A 19020-nucleotide genomic window follows, 5' to 3' on the forward strand; every position below is an offset into this window, starting at 1 on the left:
TCCACCAGACGGCAAAAACTATCTCTAGCGTTCCATTTTCAGAACGATAACGACAGACCAACCCTCAACCCCACGGCTCCCAAGACCTGAACTCCCAGGCAAGCACCGACCATCACTCCAAGCACCGTCCCAGAGCCTTCCGCTTTCACACCCTTCGGAAACCCACCTACCGATGGTCACGCAGGCCTTTACAAGAAATACTGTATTTACATACAGTACTTTCCGTCCACCCCGACCTGGAGGCCTCCCATGCACGCCGCAACCTACAACCAGCTGTCCGCCCGCGTGAACGCCCTGCTGGCAGACCCGACCACCCTCAAAAGCCTGGGCATCACCCTGCGCCGCGAACCCAGCGACGACTCCGCCGCCTGGAGCCAACTGGTCACCGACCTGCGCCAGGCACCGAACCTCACATTGCTGCCCCTGCAGGACGGTGCGATTCGCCTGGCGTGGCATAGCTGGCTGGATTGAGTTCTGTCTCCACTACGCACTAGCTGATGACAGTGTTGGCATCGCTCCCTACCATGCAGGCATTCAGCCAGCAGTCGTGCAAGGAAGCGATATGGAAAGATGGAGTGACCGACCTGCGCCCGAGCAGGACCCAATTGATCGATTCGCGGCGATCAGTTCGGTTTTCTTCAAGCGCTACTCCGCGCAGATTGCCAAGTTCGCCCCGCCAGCAGCGGGGTTCGCGCTTTTCCTGCTCTACTTCCATACCAACCACTTCTACCCAAGCTTCGACCTACTACAGTTTTCATCGCTGCTGCTGGGGGCCGGAATGGTCGGTTTTCTCATCATCGGGCTGCTGATGGTTGGGTTGCTGGTGCCAGGACTGGTGATCTTCCATGGCTTCATCGAGCGCCCGGAGATTCGTGCCGCCATCCTCCGCTGGTTCGGTCCGCACGAAGTGCGAGAGCTTCGCAAAGCATTTGGTCTACTGTCGCTGATGTATGCAGGCCCATACAGCCTCACCTCCATCATCCTGTCCTCGATACTTCTGCACTTTCCTGCTCACTACATCGAGGCACTCATTCTTGCGCCCATTGCCGTGTGCCTGCTGTTCGGCATCGCCATCCAACTGACCCTCAAACTCCCGAGGAGCACATTTCTGCGCTTCGCCTACTGCGCCTGGGTGCCAGTAATGATGGTGGGTATCGTGGCTTTCTCGGTCATCGCCAATACCGCTCAATTTATCGATGGAATCGAGAATGGCGATCTGAAAACACTGGCCGTCTACTTGATACCCCTAGGGGCCTGCCTAGCCGCTGCCATGTGCGCCGCTGGAAGCTTTGGCGGTTTCACTTACGCTGTTCACTTCGCCCTATTCTTCGCCTTGGCTATCGCCTTCTACAGCGGAGTTTTGGCCGGAATGCCGGACCGCGTAGTGCGGAATCTAGGACTGGGCAACTATGAGGCGCAGAGTGTCGTGCTGGAAAAAGGCTACTGCGACGGCGCACCACCGAAAGACTTGCCGCTCACATCAGAGTGCGAGTTGAGGAATGTACAGGTGGTCTGGTCGATGGGAGACGTATTCACCTTCCGAGTTGGCAACGCCAAAGACCCTCACCAGATTCAGCTACCCAGCCGATTCGTGAAGGCCATCGTACGTAGCACAAACTAAATCCAGGACGGACCACAAACTCCCCATCCCGGCAGAGATTACGGCGCCCCCATCCGCGCCGTATCGGCGATGGCGTTGCAGGTTTCCGGATTCAGGCAGTAGGTGATGTAGGTCACCTGCTTGTTACAGCCGCGCACGCCGATGGTGTACTCGGTGCGCTCCATGGCGCGGCGCACACTGGTGACCTTGCTCGACAGCACGCTGCTGGTCACCGCCTCGCAGTTCATCTCGAACTTAGCCCGCGACTCGGTGGCCTTGATCGCGGCCTGCTGGTTCGAGGCGAGGAACTCTTCATTGCTCATGCAACCGGACAACGCGGCAACCGCAGCCAGCACCGGCAGGGATATCGGTAAACGGTTCATGGTGACGCTCTCCGTGTGGTTCCCCCGGATATGGTCAGCCTCTGGAGTCTAGATCGCGGCAGGAGAATTGGTGGAGAGCCGGGAACCCTGCTCCCGCAAACCTGCCCTCAGCTCTGCCTGCTTTTTGTAGGAGCGAGGGGGACGCCTAGTTCTTGCTCGCGAACCGCGCCACGCCGGAGCCGCCGGAAGCTCCGTTCGCGAGCAAGCTCGCTCCTACAGGTGACGGATACATTGCCCGTCCCGCGCCCGAACGGTTAAATGCACTGTCAGCATTCCAAAAGCCAATACCACCATGAGCGACAGTGACAAACCAAATACCCGTCTCTTCGACCTCGACCTGCTGCGCGCCATCGTCACGGTGGCCGATTGCGGCAGTTTCACCACGGCGGCGACGCGGCTGCATTCGACCCAGTCGACGGTGAGCCAGAAGATCCGCCGGCTGGAAGAGATGGCCGGGCATCGGCTGCTGGAGCGTGGCAACCGCGATGTGCTGCCCACCGATGCCGGGGATACCCTGCTGGGCTATGCGCGGCGGCTGCTGGCATTGAATGACGAGATGGTCGAGGCGCTGTCCGGGGCGACGGTGGCGCTGACGGTACGCATCGGCGTGCCGGATGACTTCGCCACCGGGCGCACCACCGAGCAGTTGGCGGCCTTCAACCGGGCCTATCCGCAGGTGAAGCTGGAAGTCACCAGCGGGCTGAGCCGCGACATTTCAGCCAGCTACGACCGCGGCGAGCTGGACCTGGTGCTGCTCAAGCAGCGGCAGAACGCCCGCGAAGCGGTGGCCTGCTGGCCGGAGAAGACGCGTTGGGTGGATAGCGCGAAGAACGCCTGCATCGAGCTGGACCCGCTGCCCATCGTGACCTTCCCGCCGCGCGGGGTGTACCGCGACGAGATGATCGCCGCGCTGGAGTCCATCGGACGCCGCTGGCACATCAGCTTCACCAGTTCGAGCCTTTCCGGCATCCAGTCGGCCATCGCCGACGGTATGGGCATCGGCCTGCTGCCGCAGCGCGCAGTAACGGCGGAGCACGCGGTGCTGCCGAAGAATATCGGGCTACCCTCGGTGGACGTATTCGAGGTGGCGATGCTGCACCGGCCGGCGGTCGACCCGATGGTGAAGGAGCTGGCGCGGGTTCTGTCGCGGGTTCTGGCCCAGGACACGCGCGCGTGAGTTCGCCACACCCGCATTCAAAAATCGAATACAGCGAATTCCAACATTTAATTTGTGCATGAACACACCACTGGATATCGTGGTCTCCAGCGACGGCCAGCGCACCGACAAGCGCGCCGCTCTGCACCCATTGCTCACCACGGCGCCGCACGCGCCGGGCAGCAAGACAACAATGAGGAATCACCCCATGGCCAAATCCACTTATTACGCGCCGCACGGCGGGCACCCGGCACAGACCGAGCTGCTCACCGACCGCGCCATGTTCACCGAAGCCTACGCCGTGATCCCCAAGGGCGTGATGCGTGACATCGTCACCAGCCACCTGCCCTTCTGGGACAACATGCGCATGTGGGTCATCGCCCGCCCGCTGTCGGGCTTCGCCGAGACCTTCTCGCAGTACATCGTCGAGCTGGCGCCCCAGGGCGGCAGCGACAAGCCCGAGCAGGACGTCAACGCCGAGGCGGTGCTGTTCATCGTCGAAGGCGAGCTGAGCCTGACCCTGCAGGGCGAAGTGCACACCATGAAGCCGGGCGGCTATGCGTTCATTCCGCCGGGCGCCGACTACAAGGTGCGCAACACCAGCGGCCAGCACACCCGCTTCCACTGGATCCGCAAGCACTACCAGAAAGTCGACGGCGTACCGCTGCCTGAAGCCTTCGTCACCAACGAGCAGGACATCGAGCCGAAGGTGATGCCGGATACCGAAGGCCGCTGGAGCACCACCCGCTTCGTCGACATGGCCGACATGCGCCATGACATGCACGTGAACATCGTGAACTTCGAGCCGGGCGGCGTGATTCCGTTCGCCGAGACCCACGTGATGGAACACGGCCTGTACGTACTGGAAGGCAAAGCGGTCTATCGCCTGAACCAGGATTGGGTCGAAGTGGAAGCCGGCGACTTCATGTGGCTGCGCGCCTTCTGCCCGCAGGCCTGCTACTCCGGTGGCCCCGGCCGCTTCCGCTACCTGCTGTACAAGGATGTGAACCGCCAGATGCGCCTGACCCTGAACCAGGCTCACTGACAGGCAGGTTCAGCGGGAGAGTCTTTGCGACTCCCGCGCATCACACGAGAAACCGGCGCTCAGGCGCCGGTTTTTCTTTGGGCGATTCGGTCGGTGTCGTGACCGGGCTCGCATGGCAGGCGCCGCCCAGTCTGCTAAAACGTCTGGCTGAAGGACGTTTCGCAGTCGCCCAGGAGAAAACACATGGATGTCCGGTTCTTGCCGCAGCCCGAATTCGACAACGTCCATTTCTATCGCGCCATGACCCTGCTGATTCTGCTGGCGATGGCCGCCTTCACGCTGATCAAGATGTTCGGCGGCGGCGTCAGCCTGTTCTCCTTCGTGCCCCTCTGCCTGTCACTGTTCGGTTGGCGCTTCACTATCGAGTGGCTGCGAGTCTCGCGCGCCGAACCGGCCTTCATCGACAAGGGCGAGCTGGTGCTGTGCGGCAAGGAAAGCCACCGGCAGATCGCGCTGGAAAGAATCAGCTCGGTACGCAGCCGCCACAGCCTGTTCATGGTGCGGCGCTATCGCTCCTGGTCGGAGCACCTGGGGTTCGTGGAATTCACCCTGAACGACGGCGAGCGCGTGTCCACGCTCGCCGAAAGCAAGGTATTCGAACACCCGGCGGCATCAGGCACGCTGGCAGCGATCGAGGCGGCCATCCTGGAGGCCAAGGTGAAGCGCCAGGCCAGCGAGCCCGGCGCTGTCAGCGGCGGTCGATAAGGGCTCAGGGCGAACCGAACATCGCCGTCCAGTAGATGCCCGCGTCGCTCTTCGGGTCCGCCGCGTAGGCCGCGCCCAGTTCGCTGTATTGCGGGTTCATCAGGTTGGCGCAATGGCCGGGGCTTGCCAGCCAGCTGTCCACTACCTTCTGCGCGTTGCCCTGCCCGGCGGCGATGTTCTCGCCGATGCGCTGGCCGGCGTAGCCATCGAGTTCCGCGCGGTCGCCCGGCGTGCTGCCGTCGCGGCCCTTGTGGTCGAAGTAGTTGTTGTTGGCCATGTCGCGGCTGTGGGCTTCGGCGGTGCCGCCCAAAGTGGCGTTCCAGCTCAGGGCGCCCGCCGGGCCGAAGGCCTGCCCGCCGCACTGGCGGCCTTTGCCGCGCGCGGCGTTGATCGCCTGCAGCAGCTGTTGCCCTTCCGCCTCCCAGGTGCCCAGCTTGGCCTGCACCAGCTGCCGGCCGAGCAGCACGCGCCAGTCATCGCCCTCGCGGACGATGCCGACATCGACGAACTGCGGGTCCAGCAGCACTTGGCAGAAGCTTTCCTGCAGCGCCTTCATGGCGGCCGTCACATCGCGCGGGCCGGTGAGGCTGAGCATGCGCACGCTGCTCATCGGATAGCCGGCCTGGTTCAGCGCGGACTTCCACTCACCCGCCGAGGCCGGCAGCGCCAGGCGCGAATCCGGCGACAGCGGCGGCAGCACCTGTGACGCCTGGCCGCCGCAGGACTGCACATCTCCCCGGTAGGCGTTGATGGCTTCGAGCAGCTGATCCTGATCGCTTGCGCTGGCGGAAGCGGCGGCGCACAGGCCGAGCGACAACAGCAGGCTGCGCAGAAGGAACGACTGGCTGGGCATGGACGGCTCCGATGATCGAAAGGGCTCAATGATGCGTGATTTCTCGGCATTTGGCTGCGGCTGCCGCATCCGAGTTCCGTTGGCGGAAAAACCCGGAAAAGGTTGCGGTTCGCCGCGCACGGAAAATTGCCAGGCGGCCTGACATGGGGCAAGGGGGCTTCGAACTGCCGTTGTATGCCGCCCGACATATCGCACAATTCAGGAACCTGAACATCGACCGAGCCATGCAGGAGGTACGCCGTGCTCAAACCGATTCGCGTCTTCTGCCTTACCTTTCTGCTGGCGGTGCTCGCCTCGCTGCTGGCCGGCTGGCACATGCTGCAGATGAAGCAGGATGCCCTGGCCTACGCCCACGCCAGCGGCAAGAACACCCTGCTGCTGGTGGAGCGCGAGTTCCACCGCGACCTGGACGTGCATGCGCAGACGCTACTGACGCTCTCCAACGTCATCACCGGCCCGGCGACACCGGACCTTTCCCAGCAAGTTCTACAAGAACTGGTCGAAGGCCACGCTGCCGGCTCGATCCACGCGGGCACCCTGGTGGTGACCGACGCCCAAGGCCAGTTGCTGGTGGACTTGAACCACGCCGGCGAGTCGAACCGCGACCTGTCCATGCGCGACTACTTCACGATGGCGCGTGACAACCCCGGCCGGTTGTTCCTCAGCCATCCCTTCATGCCGTCCTATCCGCGCTCCTCCAGCAGTACTGCCCTGAGCCGCGCGGTGATCAGCAAGGACGGCCAGTTTGTCGGCGTGGTCGCCGCGATCAAGGAGCTGCAACACCTGGAATCCTTCGTGCGCGGCCTCGACCTGGGCAAGCACGGGGTGGTCTCAATCCGCCTGCTCGACGGCACGGTGCTCGCCCAATGGCCGCCGGAACTGCCGCGTTCGAGCGAGGAAGAGTTCGGCACCTTCCGCGAGTTCGTCGACAGCGGCCGCAACGACTACTTCCGCCAGCAGGGCGGTACCTCGGACGCCTACTGGCGCGGCTACCGGCGCATCGGCGACTACCCGGCGGTGGTCTCGGTGGAGCTGTGCCGTGAAGTGATCCTGAATACCTGGACCGCACGCACCTGGATCACCAGCGGATTGCTGGTGGCGATCAACGCCGCGACGCTGTTCTTCGCCTATCGCCTGACCCGGCACCTGCGGCGACGCGACGCCAAGGAGAGCCGTCTGCGCACCGAGGCCGGCACCGACCCGCTGACTGGCCTGCACAACCGTCGCTGGTTCGACGAGAAGGCCGAGCGCGAATGGCAGCGCCGGCGCGCCGGCGACGGCCACCTTGCGGTACTGATGATGGATGTCGACCAGTTCAAGGCCTACAACGACCACTACGGCCACCCGCGCGGCGACCTGGCGCTGATCAACGTGGCGCACCTGGTCGGCCAGGGCTGCCAGCGCGAGGACGATGGAGCGGCCCGCTACGGCGGCGAGGAGTTCGTGATGATCCTCCCCGGTTGCGACAGTGCCGCTGCCGCACGCGTGGCCGAGTCGATCCGCCGTTCGGTGGAGGAAACCGCGCTACCCCACGAGAAGAGCACGCGCGGCATCGTGACCATCAGCGTCGGTGTGGCCAGCACCTCGGATACCGCGGCAGACAGCATCCAGGCGCTGATCGATGCGGCGGATGCCAACCTCTACAAGGCCAAGGAAGGTGGGCGCAACCGGGTGGTGGCCTGAGCGGCGGTCAGCGTGGCGCCATCACCTCGACTTCCTGGATGTGGAAATCGCAGCGCAGGTATTCCATGCGCCGCTCGTGGAACTCGCGCATGTGCGGCAGCGCGGTGTGAATGGCCAGGTGTTCGCGGCTCTGCCAGACCTCGAAGAAGGTGAACAGGGTCGGGTCGTTCACGTCGCGCAGCATGTGGTACTGCACGCAGCCGTCTTCGGCGCGGCTGGGCGTGAGGTAGGTACGGAACAGGTCCTCGAAATCCTGGGATCTTTCGGGGCGGGTGTGGGCCTGGAGGATGAAGGCGTACATCGGATCGGCGTTCCTGGTGGATGGATGGATTGCCTAATCCTGACGCAAATCAATCAACTCCATTTTTGAATCTCACGCACGGATCATTTGTCCGGAAGCGGGTTTTTCCGTCCTGCCGCGCTCGATATTCTGCCGTCATCGACTTTCCATCCCCTTGCGGAGCCCACTCATGAAAAAGATTCTGCTGATCAATGGCGGCAAACAGTTCGCCCACTCTGACGGCCGCTACAACGCCACCCTGCACGAAGCCGCCATCGCACACCTGGACCACGCCGGTTTCGACGTGAAGGAAACCTTCATCGACGGCGGCTACGACATCCAGGAAGAAGTGCAGAAAATGCTCTGGGCCGACGTCATCGTCTACCAGATGCCCGGCTGGTGGATGGGCGCGCCCTGGACCGTGAAACAGTACATCGACGAAGTCTTCACCGCCGGCCACGGCAGCCTCTACGCCAACGACGGCCGCACCCGCTCCGACGCCTCGCAGAAGTACGGCAGCGGCGGCCTGCTGCAGGGCAAGCAGTACATGATCTCCGCTACCTGGAACGCGCCGCAGCAAGCCTTCGACGACCCGACCGACTTCTTCGAGGGCAAGGGCGTGGATGCGGTGTATTTCCCCTTCCACAAGGCCAACCAGTTCCTGGGCATGACCGCACTGCCGACCTTCCTCTGCGTGGACGTGATGAAGCGCCCGAACATCGAAGGCGACGTGGAGCGCTACCAGCAGCACTTGAGCGAAGTGTTCGGCGCCTGAGGCGGGGATTTGCGCAGGAGCGGACTCCGTCCGCGATGTCTTCCCGGCTGCTCCGGCGATGGGCGGTTCGCGAGCAAGCTCGCTCCTACAAGGAACACTGGCAAAGTGTTCGGCGCCTGAGGCAGACACTTGCGTAGGAGCGGACTTCGTCCGCGATGACTCCCCGGCTGCTCCGGCGTCGGGCGGTTCGCGAGCAAGCTCGCTCCTACGAAGGGCAAGCCACCCGCCGCCTGGCATTGGGTTCATCCGCGGAATCGGCTAGGCTTCGCTTTTTCCTACTGCCTGTTCAGGAGTTATCCCATGGCCCGTGCATCCGCCCGTCACATCCTGGTTTCCAGCGAAGACAAGTGCAACGAACTCAAGACCCAGATCGAGAACGGCGCGGACTTCGCTGCCGTCGCCCGCGACAACTCCACCTGCCCGTCCGGCCGCAGCGGCGGTGACCTGGGCAGCTTCCGCCCGGGCCAGATGGTTCGCGAATTCGACCAGGTCGTGTTCAGCGCCCCGCTGAACGTCGTCCAGGGTCCGGTGAAGACCCAGTTCGGCTACCACCTGGTGGAAGTGACCAGCCGCGAGGACTGATCCGCTTCGCCCGCGCCGCACCCGACTCAGGGAGCGGCGCGCCCCTTCTCCCCCCGCTTCACACCGGCCCGCCGCGGGCCACCAGCATCACCCCCAGCCCCACCAGAATCGAACCGCACACCCGCGGCATCACCCGCTGCCCGCGCCCCTGCCCCAGCGCGCCCAGCAGCAGCGAGGCGAACAGCACGGCGAGCACGTCGGCGGTGGAGAACACCAGGTTGACGATCATCCCCAGGATGAAGAACTGCAGGCCCACCGGCAGGCTGGCGGCCGGGTCGACGAACTGCGGCAGGAAGGTGAGGAAGAACAGCGCCGTCTTGGGGTTGAGTATCTCCACCACCATGCTGTCGCGCAGCACCTTCGGCCGGGTTTCGATGCCCTCGCCATGCTCGGACCGGCGACGGCCGAAGATCATCGAGCCGCCGAGCCAGATCAGGTAAGCGGCCCCCGCCAGTTTCAGCGCAAGGTAGAGATTGGGCGCGTGGTGCAGCAGCGCGGCGAGCCCGGCGCTGGCGGCGAAGATGTGTACATAGCAGCCCAGGTGGATACCCAGCGCGGCGTGCAGTCCGGCACGGCGGCCGTGGGCGAGGGTCTGCGAGGTCATGTAGAGGATGGCCGGGCCGGGCATGCAGGCGAAGGCCAGCGTCGCCACGGCGAACGAGGCCCAATAGGCAGGCAGTGTCATGGTGTGATCCTTCCCTTGATCGGGTATCGGCCGACGCGCATCGATGTGGCGCCTGGTCCGTTTCGCAAGGTTAGGGAGTGAGGCGGGGCCGGCACATACGGCAGTTGCCGTATTTTTCCCCGGCCTGCGGGACGCTAGTCTCTGCCGAACCCTCCACCGACAGGACGCGCAGCATGCGCATGCAGGCAAGGCACTGCTTCGACTCAGGCGCTGGGAATGCCCAGGCGCACCGCATAGGCCGCGAGCTCGGCAGTGCTGTGCAGGTCGAGCTTGCGCATCAGGTTCTCGCGGTGCTTGCGCACGGTCAGCGGGCTGATGCTGAAGTGTTCGGCGATCTCCCGCGCGCTGCGGCCCTGGGCGGCCAGGGAGAGAATCTGCCGCTCGCGCCGGGTCAGCTCCACGGCCGAGAGCAGATCGGCATCGCCCTGCGGGCGCGCGGTCGGACTTTCCAGCTGGAAGCGCAGGGCGCGCGCCAGGTAGTGCTGGCCGCTGCGCAGGGCGACTATGGCTTCGAGCAGCTCGGCAGTGTCCTCGCCCTTGCTCAGGTAGCCGTGGACGCCGGCATCGAGCACCGAGCGCACGGTCGCCAGTTCGGTGTTGGCGGTGAGCACCAGGATTCTCAGCCGGGGATGGCGCTGGCGCAGTTCATGGATGAACTGCAGCCGGTTGAGGCCGGGCATGTTCAGGTCGAGCAGGAGGAGGTCCGCACGCTGCTCCTCCAGCAGAGCCTGCAGGCGCAGGCCGTCCGCCGCCTCGCCGACGATGCGGATGTCGTCCAGGGTCGACAGCAGCAGGCGCAGGCCGTCTCGTACGATGCCGTGGTCATCGGCGATGAGCACCCGCAGTTCGCGCTTCCCTTCCATCACTCGTCTCCCTGAGGCACTACGGACATGCATAACAGCCTGCAACAGCGCGACCTGGTCGATCTCTTGTTCCGCCAGTCGTATGCCGTGCTCTTCGCCAACCTGGTGATCCCTCTGCCGGTGCTGTACATCTTCCGTAATGCCATGGCGCCGACGGCGATGGTCTTCTGGCTGGCCGTGCTCTACTCGCTCACGCTGGCGCGGATTGTCCTGGCACGTGCGTACTTCCGGCAAGCCCCTGCGCGCACGCTGGGCAAAAGTTGGCTGTGGACCAATACGCTGCTGTCCTGGGCGAGCAGCCTGCTGTGGGGCTGGCTGGGCTGGGTCGGCTTCGTCCACGGCGATCCGCAGCTGTTCGCCTTCACCTGCATCGTGCTCACCGGTCTGGTGTGCGGCGCGGTGCCGTCGCTGTCGGCCCATCCGCCGGCCTATGTCGGCTCGCTGGTCGCGATGCTGCTGCCCGTGCTGGTGCTGTGCCTGAGCGTAGCCGACGAGCAGCACACCACTTACAGCTTCTTCATCCTGTGCCTGGCCGGCGTCAACCTGTACTACAGCCGGGTGACCTACCGCAGCCTGTGCGAAACCATCCGCCTGCGCCAGGAAAACTCCGACCTCGTGCAGGACCTGCGCGAACAGCGCGACCGCGCCCGCGCCGCCGACCAGGCCAAGTCGCGCTTCCTCGCCGCCGCCAGCCACGACCTGCGCCAACCGATCCATGCCCTCGGGCTGTTCGTCGGCGCCCTCGCCGCCCTCGCCGAACGCGGCCCGGTCGACGCCCGCCAGGCCCGTGAAATCGCCGGGCGCCTGCGCGCCATGCTCGGCAACCTCGGCGGCCTGCTCAATGGCTTGCTGGACATCTCGCGCCTCGACGCCGGGGTGGTGCCGGTGGCACGCGAACCGATCTCGCTGCAAAAGCTGTTCGGCGACCTGCAGGGCGAGTTCGCTGGCACTGCGAGCGAGCGCAATCTTCGCTGGCGCGTGCGCGAGAGCCGATTGTGGGTGGACAGCGATCCCCTGCTGCTCAAGCGCGTGCTCGACAACCTGCTCAGCAACGCCTTCCGCTACACCCGCAGCGGCAGTGTGCTGCTGGGCTGCCGCCGGCGCGGCCGGGAGCTGGAGATCCAGGTGATCGACACCGGCGTGGGTATCCATTCCAGCCAGCAGGAGGTCATCTTCGACGAGTTCGTCCAACTGCATAACGCCGAGCGCGATCGCAAGCAGGGGCTCGGCCTGGGCCTGGCCATCGTGCGCCACACGGCGCGCCTGCTCGGTCATCGCCTGACACTGCACTCCCTGCCCGGCCGCGGCTCGGTGTTCAGCCTGCGCGTACCGCTGGCCGAGGCGCCTCTGCAGATCGCCCCGCCGCCGGAGCCAAGCGAACGCGGCCCCGGCCTGGGCATCATGGTGGTGGAGGATCAGTACGACGTGTTGCACGCACTGTGCAACCTGCTGGAGGTCTGGGGGCATCGCGTCTACCCCGGCACCAGTGCCCTGCTCGCCTGCCAGCGGCACATCGAGGCCAGCCATCTTGGCCATGCGCCGGTAGACCTGATCCTCACCGACTACCGCCTGGGCGAAGGCCAGACCGGGGCCGATGCCATCCGGCGCATCCGCAGCTACCTGTCGTGCCGGGTACCGGCGTTGATCGTCACCGGCGACACCTCGCCCGAGCGCCTACGCGAAGCCGCCACCAGCGGCAGCCAGTTGCTGCACAAGCCATTGGATACCGACCAGTTGCGCGCCGCGATCGACGTCAGCCAGGAGCTTTCGATGACCGTCTGAAAACTGGCGCCAGCCCTTGCTGCATGCGGGATGCGCCAAGTGATTCGGGGCTAAAGTCGCGGCGCGATCAGCCGATGCAATGGGTGAAACGAATCGGCAGCAGCCTTCGTGCCTCACCACTAGAGAAAGCCCACGAATGTTCAACTCGCGTCTGAAGCAGGAACTGGCCGCCCTGCGTGAAGAACTCGCCTCCGTCGAAGAGATCCGCGCCAGCCTCGACGAGGAAATGCTCGTGCTGTTCCTCGACCCGCGGGGCCGCATCGAGTCGGTGAACGCCAACTTCGAGAAGGAAATGCTCCACCGCGGCGACCAGCTCAAGGGCCGCCCGCTGCTGGACCTGATCCCCGACCACGTGCGCGGGCTGGACTTCCACCTCAAGGTGAAGCACGCCATCGAGCGCGGCGAGCACCTGGCCGGGGTGATCCGCCTGCTGCGCGGCAACGGCGAGGAGGCCTGGCTGCGTTCGATCCTGCAGCCGGTGCACAACGCCTCCGGGGTGATCCAGCGCTTCTCGATCTACGCCAGCGACCTCACCCGCACCATCGAGAATTCCCGCGAGCACGAGAACCTGATCGAGGCGCTGCAACGCTCCACCGCGGTGATCGAATTCAACCTGCAGGGCGAAGTGATTACCGCCAACGACCGCTTCCTCAACGCCATGGGCTACAGCCTGGCGCAGATCCAGGGCAAGCATCACCGGATGTTCTGCGAACCCGCCGAATACAACTCCTCGCAGTACGAAGCCTTCTGGGCCAAGCTGCGCCGCGGCGAGTTCGTCGCCGACCGCTTCAAGCGCGTCGACAGCCGTGGCCATGAAGTGTGGCTGGAGGCCTCCTACAACCCGATCATCGACGCCCACGATCGCCTCTACAAGGTGGTCAAGTTCGCCACCGTGATTACCGAGCAGGTGCACCGCGAGCGGGCCGTGGCCGAGGCCGCGACCATCGCCTTCGACACCTCGCAGACCACCGACGACAGCGCCACCAAGGGCGCCTCCGTGGTGCAGCAGACCGTGGATGTGATGCGCGAACTGGCCGGACGCATGCAGGAAGCCGCCGAGGGGATCGAGGCGCTGGATCGCCAGTCCCAGGCCATCGGCGCGCTGGTGCAGAGCATCCGCAGCATCGCCGACCAGACCAACCTGCTGGCGCTCAACGCCGCCATCGAAGCCGCCCGCGCGGGCGACCAGGGGCGCGGCTTCGCGGTGGTCGCCGACGAAGTGCGCCAGCTCGCCTCGCGCACCAGCGCCGCCACCGAGGAAATCACCCGCGTGGTGGAGCAGAACCAGCAACTGGCCGGCCAGGCCGTGGCCATGATCGACCGCGGCAAGCAGCAGGCCGAACTGGGCCTGGAGCTGTCCGGCCAGGCCGGCACGGTGATCATCGAGATCCAGGACAGCGCCCAGCGCGTGGTCAACGCCGTGGGCCAGTTCGCCAACCAGCTGTCGACCTGATGCGCTTGCCTGCGGCACGTCAACACGGCGTGCCGCAGCCTCCCCTAGTCTCCCGTCCGGCATTGCAGCTAGGCTCAATGCAGATGCGCATTCTCGCCATCCAAGGACGAACCCATGAGCGACACTCCCCTCCCCGACGTCATCCAGTATCTGCGCCTGCTGCCCGAGCGCGGTGGCTCCGACATGTTCTTCAGCGTCGGCGCGCCGCCGCACCTGAAGGCCGAAGGCCACAGCCAGCCGGCGGACGATCGCGTGCTGCAACCCGGTGAAGTGAAGACCCTGGCCTGGCAGCTGATGTCACCGGCCCAGGCACAGGACTTCGAACGCGACCTGGAGATGAACCTGGCACTGAGCGTGCCGGACGTCGGGCGTTTCCGCGCGAACATCTACTACCAGCGCGGCGAAGTGGCGATGGTGGTGCGCCTGATCAAGCAGGTGATTCCCGACGTCACCTCCCTGGGCCTGCCGTCGATCCTCGACAAGCTGGCGATGCAGGATCGCGGATTGCTGCTGGTGATCGGTGCGGCGGGCGCGGGCAAGTCGACGACCCTGGCGAGCATGCTGGACTTCCGCAATCGCCATCGCTCCGGCCATATCGTCTGCATCGAGGACCCCATCGAGTTCCTCCACACGCACAAGAAGTCGATCATCGACCAGCGCGAGGTCGGCCTGGACACCCACAGTTACGAGGACGCCCTGCGCAACGTGCTGCGCGAGGCGCCGGACGTGATCATGCTCGGCGAGATCCGCGATGCCGCCACCATGCAGCACGCACTGCACTACGCCGAAACCGGCCACCTGTGCGTCGCCACCCTGCACGGCACCAGTTGCCGCCACGCCATCGAGCGCATCACCCGCTTCTTCCCCGACGAGGCCCGCCCGCAGGTGCTGGCCGACCTGTCGCAGAACATCCTGGCCCTCGTCGGCCAGCGCCTGGTGCCCGGCACACACCAGCGCCGCGCGGTAGCGGTGGAGCTGGTGCTCGGTACGCCGCACATCCGCGGCATCATCCAGCGCGACGAACTGCCCGAGCTCAAGGGCGCGGTGGAACGCGCGCTGGAGAGCGGCATGCAGAGCTTCGACCAGAGCCTCTACAAGCTCCTGGAGGAAGGCCGCGTGAGCGTGGCCGATGCGCTGAAGTTTGCCGATTCGCGCACCGACCTGGCGCTGAAGATCAAGCTGGAGCGCGGGATGGATGCCGACAGCGTGGGGACGGTGTTCGGTAGCTGAACGCGCCGATTCCGGATGTGTACAAGCGTGGCCAATCGCGGACAGAGTCCGCTCCTACGTAACCGGTCAGGACGTGCGTAGGAGCGGACTCCGTCCGCGATCGCTTCCCGGCCACTCCCATCCTCGCAGAAGACCTCACATCCCCTTCAGCAACACATCGATATCCACGCTCTCCGCCATCGCCCGGTTTCCCGCATCGCCGGGGTGCAGGTGGTCGCCGCTGTCGTAAGCCGGCAGCAGGCGCTGCGGGTGGGCGGGGTCGCGCAGGTGCGCGTCCAGGTCCACCACCGCATCGAATTCCCCGCTCTGGCGAATCCACTGGTTCACCCGCTGGCGCAGCGTTTCCTTGTTGGCCGCGTGGTAATTCTCTATCGGCGAGCCGCTGAGGGCGCGCTCGAACGGCAGGATGGTCGCGCCGACGATACGCACACCGCGCACATGGGCCTGTGCAATGAGCTGCCGGTATCCGGCGACCAGGTCCTCGTACTGCACCAGCGGGTTGTTCGGCGCGAAGGTACTGCCGGGCCAGGAGATATCGTTGATGCCCAGCAACACGATGGCCGCCTGCACGCCCGGCTTGCCCAGTGCGTCGCGCTGGAAGCGCGCCAGGGCGCTCTGCCCCATGCCGTCGGAGAGCAGCCGCCCGCCGGAAATGCCGGCATTGATCACCCCCACGCCGCGCGCTGCCAGCCGCTGCGCCAGCAGGTCCGGCCAGCGCTGGTTGCCGTCCAGGCTGGCGCCACGGCCGTCGGTGATCGAGTCTCCCAGCACCGCCACCACCGGCCGTGGCTCGGGGTTTTCCACCAGCACATCGGTGAGGAACAGCCGCCCTTCCATCTTGCCGTCCACCGGCAGGAGCGTTGCGTCGAGTCGTTCGCCAGGCCCGCCATGGACGCGCTGCTTGCCGTCCCAGTGGAAGGTTTCGATGGCGGTCGGCTGCGGCAGGTAGATCGACACCGCCAGTTCACCCAGCGCCGGGACGACAAGGTCCAGCGGATCGCTCAGCAGTTCGGCACCCGGTGCGATATACGCCGTGGGCTGGCCCGCGAAAGTCAGCCGATGGCTGGGGCCGCCAAGCCGCCCGGCCGGTGCAGCCAATGCCACGGCCGCCCCGCCGATCGCCACCGGCTGGCTGCCATAGGCGTTGGATAGCGCGATACGCACACGCTGGCCGCCGAGGCTGACCTTCACGGTCTGCCGCAGTGTCTGGTTGCCGATCTGCGTCGGTACGCCCAGCGGCAGCGGCACCTCCTTGCCCCAGGTGCGTTGCGGGCTGGCGCTCCAGGTGGCCTGCCAATGTCCTTCATCCGCCTGCGCCAGCGGCAGGACAAGGGCGATCAGGGCGGCGAGCAACAATCTGTTCATGGCATTCCTCGAAATCGGTGAAGGGGTTGGCCACAGGCTCTGCCATTCCCATTCACGGCGGTAGACGGCATATTTGCAGACCCGTCATTCGATAAACGAATAGGACATGGATACTCTCAAGGCGTTGCACTGTTTCGTTCGCGCCGTGGAGCTGGGCAGCCTTTCCGCCGTCGCCCGCGAGTCCGGCAGCAGCCAGCCGACGGTGAGCAAGACCATGGTGGCGCTGGAGCGCCAGGTCGGAGCGCAATTGCTGATCCGCAGCACCACGCGCGTACAGCCCACCGAGCAGGGCCGGCGCTTCTACGAGCACGCGCGGCAGACACTGGAAAGCTATACCGAGGGCGTCAGCCAGGCCCGTGGCGAGACCGAACAGGTGCGCGGCCGCCTGCGGGTCAGCGCGCCGGTGAGCCTGGGCGTGCTGCGGCTGAACGCGCTGTTGCTGGAGTTCATGCAGCTGCACCCGGACGTAGAGGTGGAATTGCTGCTCAACGACCGCTTCGTCGACCTCACCGAAGAAGGCATCGACCTCGCCCTGCGCCTGGGCGGCGAACTGCCGGAACAGCTGATCGCTCGTCCGCTGGCCCGCTCGCCACGCTATCTGGTCGCGGCGCCGGCCTGGATTTCACGCAGGCCAGCACTGAACAGCCCCGAAGATCTGCCGCCAGCCGATTACCTGCGCTTCGCCTGGCTGGATGCCGGACAGAACCTGCTGCTGCGCCATGCCGATGGCCGAGAGCTGAGCCTCGCCACGCGCAGCCGCTACACGGCGAACAGCTCCCTGGCGATCCGCGAGAGCTACTGCCTGGGCGCCGGCTTCGGCCTGACGCCGGCCTGGCTGGTGGCCGACCTGCTGGCCGACGGCAGCCTGCAGCGCCTCCTTGCGGATTGGCGCGGGCCTGCCCAGGAGGCCAGCCTGCTGTATCCTTCGCGCCGTTTTCTGCCGGCCCGGACCCGCGCGCTGATCGACTTCCTCATCGAGCGCCTGCCGCACCTGCCCGGCTTCGAAGCCCTGTGAGCGCCCTGCGCGGTTCCCCGTGTAGCGCAGCGACTATGCTTTTCGCCATTGAACCGAACCGGCACGCCCGCCGGCCGGTCGAACCCTGACACTCGCCCCCGAGGGACTTGAATGGGCAAGCCACACACACCTTATCTGCTGGCCGCCCTGGCCCTGCCTGTGCTGCTGGCCGGCTGCTCCACGCCCGCCAGCAACCCTTGCGACGAGCCGCTGAGCGGCGAGGCCTGCCGCCAGGAACGCCTGCTCTACCAGAACGACATGCTGCAGGCGAAGCTGCTGATCGCCACCGGCGACCTGGCCAACTACGAGCTGGCCGAGGCCCTGCTGACGCGCTCCCTGGAGAAGGACGAGCGCGGCGAGGCGAGCTTCTACATGGCGCTGCTGAAGATCAAGGAAGGCCCGCAGGTCGACGAAGTGCTGTCGCTGCTCGGCAAGGCCGCCGACGCCGGCCAACCGTACGCGGTGGCGCTGCTGTACAAGATCTGGTCCGAGCCCTTCCTGGTCGAGCAGGCCGACCCGCAGAAGGCCCAGCAGTACCTGGAGGACTACGCCAACCTCGACGTCGCCAAGAGCGGCTACCCGTCCTTCGAGAAGGCCAGCGCGCTGGTCGATGCCCTGCTCAGCGAACCGCCTGCCGTCGCCGGCCAGCCCGCCCAGCCCTAGCCCTCGTCCGGTGTCGGCTCGGCCTGGGCGAAGGTGCGCTCGCCGTCACCCTTGCCGTGAGGCAGGTGGTGCTCGATCACCGCGTTCAGCTCTGCTCCCAGCAGCAGCACCGCCGACGAGATATAGAAATACAGCAGCAGCACGATGATCGCGCCGACGCTGCCGTACATGGCGTTGTAGTCGGCGAAGTTCTTCACGTAGTAGCCGAATCCCAGTGACGCAGATATCCACAGCACCACGGCGAGCACCGACCCGGGCGTGATGAAGCGGAACTTCTGCTGCACGTTGGGCGTGACGTAGTAGATGATCGCCACCGCCATCATCATCAGCAGCACGATCACCGGCCAGCGCAGGATATTCCAGAGGATCACCACGAAGTCCTCCAGGCCCACCTGGGCGGCGATCCAGCCCATCACCTGGGGCCCGAGGATCATCAGCGCGGCGATCAGCATCAGCATGGCCACCAGGCCGAAGGTGTAGAACAGCGACAGCGGGATGCGCTTCCAGGCCGGCCGCGCTTCACGCACGTCGTAGGCTGCATTGAGCGCGATCATCAGCGAGCGCACCGCCGCCGAGGACGACCACAGCGCCACCACGATACCGATGGACAGCAGGCCGCCCTGGCGCTGTTGCAGTTGGTCGATGACCGGGTTGACCTGGTCCAGCGCCTGGGCGGGCAGCACGTAGTTGGCCTGTTGGCGGAGGAAGTCGAAGAACTCGGGCAGGTGCAGGAAGCCCAGCAGCGCAATGAGGAACAGCAGGAAGGGAAACAGCGAGAACAGCCCCTGGTAAGCCAGCGCAGCGGCGTAGGTGGGCATCTCGTCTTCGAGGAATTCCTTCAGCGTCAGACTGACCAGCTTCCAGGGCCCCAGACTGAGCCCGCGCATATCCATGAATCGCAT

19 protein-coding genes and 2 pseudogenes are annotated in these 19020 nt (G+C 65.5%); 14 read left to right on the forward strand and 7 right to left on the reverse strand.

Going from position 1 to position 19020, the window contains the following annotated elements:
• Positions 1-249 precede the first annotated feature (249 nt).
• A complete protein-coding gene (locus G4G71_RS23610; protein ID WP_169940607.1) occupies positions 250-471 on the forward strand; it encodes a DUF1654 domain-containing protein in 222 nt (73 codons plus the stop codon).
• A gap of 91 nt (positions 472-562) precedes the next feature.
• Positions 563-1621 (forward strand): hypothetical protein, encoded by a 1059-nt coding sequence (locus G4G71_RS23615; protein ID WP_169940609.1) that lies wholly within the window; start codon positions 563-565, stop codon positions 1619-1621.
• A 38-nt stretch (positions 1622-1659) separates the two neighbouring features.
• On the opposite strand, the gene G4G71_RS23620 is transcribed toward G4G71_RS23615, so the two are convergent.
• The gene (locus G4G71_RS23620; RefSeq protein ID WP_037014990.1) at positions 1660-1983 is read right to left on the reverse strand and encodes a hypothetical protein; all 324 of its coding nucleotides are present in this window, start codon (positions 1981-1983) and stop codon (positions 1660-1662) included.
• A 292-nt stretch (positions 1984-2275) separates the two neighbouring features.
• Between G4G71_RS23620 and G4G71_RS23625 the strand changes: the two genes are divergently transcribed.
• The 3 genes from G4G71_RS23625 (at position 2276) to G4G71_RS23635 (ending at position 4889) form a co-directional block, all read left to right on the forward strand.
• Positions 2276-3160: a LysR family transcriptional regulator gene (locus tag G4G71_RS23625; protein ID WP_169940611.1), complete on the forward strand. Its 885-nt coding sequence runs from the start codon at positions 2276-2278 to the stop codon at positions 3158-3160.
• A 187-nt stretch (positions 3161-3347) separates the two neighbouring features.
• The gene (locus G4G71_RS23630; RefSeq protein WP_024763113.1) at positions 3348-4184 is read left to right on the forward strand and encodes a bifunctional allantoicase/(S)-ureidoglycine aminohydrolase; all 837 of its coding nucleotides are present in this window, start codon (positions 3348-3350) and stop codon (positions 4182-4184) included.
• A 183-nt stretch (positions 4185-4367) separates the two neighbouring features.
• Positions 4368-4889: a hypothetical protein gene (locus G4G71_RS23635; RefSeq protein WP_169940613.1), complete on the forward strand. Its 522-nt coding sequence runs from the start codon at positions 4368-4370 to the stop codon at positions 4887-4889.
• Positions 4890-4893: 4 nt separating this feature from the next.
• Here the strand turns inward: G4G71_RS23635 and G4G71_RS23640 are convergent, their stop codons facing one another.
• Positions 4894-5742: a CAP domain-containing protein gene (locus tag G4G71_RS23640; protein ID WP_169940615.1), complete on the reverse strand. Its 849-nt coding sequence runs from the start codon at positions 5740-5742 to the stop codon at positions 4894-4896.
• 240 nt (positions 5743-5982) lie between these two features.
• On the opposite strand from G4G71_RS23640, the gene G4G71_RS23645 reads away from it, so the two are divergent.
• Positions 5983-7425, forward strand: coding sequence for a sensor domain-containing diguanylate cyclase (locus tag G4G71_RS23645; protein ID WP_169940617.1), 1443 nt, complete (start codon positions 5983-5985; stop codon positions 7423-7425).
• Between the two features lie 7 nt (positions 7426-7432).
• Here G4G71_RS23645 and G4G71_RS23650 read toward each other — a convergent pair whose 3' ends face one another.
• Complete coding sequence (locus G4G71_RS23650) at positions 7433-7726, reverse strand: putative quinol monooxygenase (protein WP_169940619.1); 294 nt, start codon at positions 7724-7726, stop codon at positions 7433-7435.
• Positions 7727-7895: 169 nt separating this feature from the next.
• On the opposite strand from G4G71_RS23650, the gene mdaB reads away from it, so the two are divergent.
• Complete coding sequence (mdaB, locus tag G4G71_RS23655; protein ID WP_169940621.1) at positions 7896-8480, forward strand: NADPH:quinone oxidoreductase MdaB; 585 nt, start codon at positions 7896-7898, stop codon at positions 8478-8480.
• A gap of 300 nt (positions 8481-8780) precedes the next feature.
• Positions 8781-9062, forward strand: coding sequence for a peptidylprolyl isomerase (locus tag G4G71_RS23660; protein ID WP_024763107.1), 282 nt, complete (start codon positions 8781-8783; stop codon positions 9060-9062).
• A gap of 58 nt (positions 9063-9120) precedes the next feature.
• Here the strand turns inward: G4G71_RS23660 and G4G71_RS23665 are convergent, their stop codons facing one another.
• Both G4G71_RS23665 and G4G71_RS23670 read right to left on the reverse strand, forming a co-directional pair.
• Positions 9121-9747, reverse strand: coding sequence for a LysE family translocator (locus G4G71_RS23665; RefSeq protein WP_054909355.1), 627 nt, complete (start codon positions 9745-9747; stop codon positions 9121-9123).
• Positions 9748-9950: 203 nt separating this feature from the next.
• Complete coding sequence (locus G4G71_RS23670; protein ID WP_024763105.1) at positions 9951-10610, reverse strand: response regulator; 660 nt, start codon at positions 10608-10610, stop codon at positions 9951-9953.
• 27 nt (positions 10611-10637) lie between these two features.
• Between G4G71_RS23670 and G4G71_RS23675 the strand changes: the two genes are divergently transcribed.
• The 4 genes and pseudogenes from G4G71_RS23675 to G4G71_RS23685 all read left to right on the forward strand — a co-directional run bounded on the left by G4G71_RS23675 (position 10638) and on the right by G4G71_RS23685 (position 15075).
• The gene (locus tag G4G71_RS23675; protein WP_169940623.1) at positions 10638-12392 is read left to right on the forward strand and encodes a hybrid sensor histidine kinase/response regulator; all 1755 of its coding nucleotides are present in this window, start codon (positions 10638-10640) and stop codon (positions 12390-12392) included.
• Positions 12393-12618: 226 nt separating this feature from the next.
• Positions 12619-13257 (forward strand): annotated as a pseudogene (locus tag G4G71_RS30290) (PAS domain-containing protein); the annotation flags it as partial.
• A 147-nt stretch (positions 13258-13404) separates the two neighbouring features.
• Positions 13405-13845, forward strand: a pseudogene (locus G4G71_RS30295) (methyl-accepting chemotaxis protein); the annotation flags it as partial.
• A gap of 114 nt (positions 13846-13959) precedes the next feature.
• A complete protein-coding gene (locus G4G71_RS23685; protein WP_169940627.1) occupies positions 13960-15075 on the forward strand; it encodes a PilT/PilU family type 4a pilus ATPase in 1116 nt (371 codons plus the stop codon).
• A 135-nt stretch (positions 15076-15210) separates the two neighbouring features.
• On the opposite strand, the gene G4G71_RS23690 is transcribed toward G4G71_RS23685, so the two are convergent.
• A complete protein-coding gene (locus tag G4G71_RS23690; RefSeq protein WP_169940629.1) occupies positions 15211-16440 on the reverse strand; it encodes an SGNH/GDSL hydrolase family protein in 1230 nt (409 codons plus the stop codon).
• A gap of 106 nt (positions 16441-16546) precedes the next feature.
• On the opposite strand from G4G71_RS23690, the gene G4G71_RS23695 reads away from it, so the two are divergent.
• Entirely contained in the window at positions 16547-17455 is a 909-nt protein-coding gene (locus G4G71_RS23695) for a LysR family transcriptional regulator (protein ID WP_169940631.1), read from the forward strand.
• Positions 17456-17566: 111 nt separating this feature from the next.
• Positions 17567-18118: a hypothetical protein gene (locus G4G71_RS23700; RefSeq protein WP_169940632.1), complete on the forward strand. Its 552-nt coding sequence runs from the start codon at positions 17567-17569 to the stop codon at positions 18116-18118.
• Here G4G71_RS23700 and G4G71_RS23705 read toward each other — a convergent pair.
• The gene (locus G4G71_RS23705) at positions 18115-19020 is read right to left on the reverse strand and encodes a YihY/virulence factor BrkB family protein (RefSeq protein ID WP_169940634.1); all 906 of its coding nucleotides are present in this window, start codon (positions 19018-19020) and stop codon (positions 18115-18117) included. The two genes, G4G71_RS23700 and G4G71_RS23705, sit on opposite strands and share 4 nt — an antisense overlap.

Source organism: Pseudomonas multiresinivorans, from assembly GCF_012971725.1.
GTDB classification, from domain to species: Bacteria; Pseudomonadota; Gammaproteobacteria; order Pseudomonadales; family Pseudomonadaceae; genus Pseudomonas; species Pseudomonas multiresinivorans.

What these genes read in the sequence shown, in the direction of transcription:
- G4G71_RS23615 (WP_169940609.1), top strand. Translation starts at nt 563, where the DNA reads ATGGAAAGATGGAGTGACCGACCTGCGCCCGAGCAGGACCCAATTGAT.
- G4G71_RS23620 (WP_037014990.1), bottom strand. Translation starts at nt 1,983, where the DNA reads ATGAACCGTTTACCGATATCCCTGCCGGTGCTGGCTGCGGTTGCCGCG.
- G4G71_RS23700 (WP_169940632.1), top strand. Translation starts at nt 17,567, where the DNA reads ATGGGCAAGCCACACACACCTTATCTGCTGGCCGCCCTGGCCCTGCCT.
- G4G71_RS23695 (WP_169940631.1), top strand. Translation starts at nt 16,547, where the DNA reads ATGGATACTCTCAAGGCGTTGCACTGTTTCGTTCGCGCCGTGGAGCTG.
- G4G71_RS23660 (WP_024763107.1), top strand. Translation starts at nt 8,781, where the DNA reads ATGGCCCGTGCATCCGCCCGTCACATCCTGGTTTCCAGCGAAGACAAG.
- G4G71_RS23690 (WP_169940629.1), bottom strand. Translation starts at nt 16,440, where the DNA reads ATGAACAGATTGTTGCTCGCCGCCCTGATCGCCCTTGTCCTGCCGCTG.
- G4G71_RS23675 (WP_169940623.1), top strand. Translation starts at nt 10,638, where the DNA reads ATGCATAACAGCCTGCAACAGCGCGACCTGGTCGATCTCTTGTTCCGC.
- G4G71_RS23640 (WP_169940615.1), bottom strand. Translation starts at nt 5,742, where the DNA reads ATGCCCAGCCAGTCGTTCCTTCTGCGCAGCCTGCTGTTGTCGCTCGGC.
- G4G71_RS23625 (WP_169940611.1), top strand. Translation starts at nt 2,276, where the DNA reads ATGAGCGACAGTGACAAACCAAATACCCGTCTCTTCGACCTCGACCTG.
- G4G71_RS23630 (WP_024763113.1), top strand. Translation starts at nt 3,348, where the DNA reads ATGGCCAAATCCACTTATTACGCGCCGCACGGCGGGCACCCGGCACAG.
- G4G71_RS23650 (WP_169940619.1), bottom strand. Translation starts at nt 7,726, where the DNA reads ATGTACGCCTTCATCCTCCAGGCCCACACCCGCCCCGAAAGATCCCAG.
- mdaB (WP_169940621.1), top strand. Translation starts at nt 7,896, where the DNA reads ATGAAAAAGATTCTGCTGATCAATGGCGGCAAACAGTTCGCCCACTCT.
- G4G71_RS23610 (WP_169940607.1), top strand. Translation starts at nt 250, where the DNA reads ATGCACGCCGCAACCTACAACCAGCTGTCCGCCCGCGTGAACGCCCTG.
- G4G71_RS23685 (WP_169940627.1), top strand. Translation starts at nt 13,960, where the DNA reads ATGAGCGACACTCCCCTCCCCGACGTCATCCAGTATCTGCGCCTGCTG.
- G4G71_RS23635 (WP_169940613.1), top strand. Translation starts at nt 4,368, where the DNA reads ATGGATGTCCGGTTCTTGCCGCAGCCCGAATTCGACAACGTCCATTTC.
- G4G71_RS23665 (WP_054909355.1), bottom strand. Translation starts at nt 9,747, where the DNA reads ATGACACTGCCTGCCTATTGGGCCTCGTTCGCCGTGGCGACGCTGGCC.
- G4G71_RS23670 (WP_024763105.1), bottom strand. Translation starts at nt 10,610, where the DNA reads ATGGAAGGGAAGCGCGAACTGCGGGTGCTCATCGCCGATGACCACGGC.
- G4G71_RS23705 (WP_169940634.1), bottom strand. Translation starts at nt 19,020, where the DNA reads ATGCGATTCATGGATATGCGCGGGCTCAGTCTGGGGCCCTGGAAGCTG.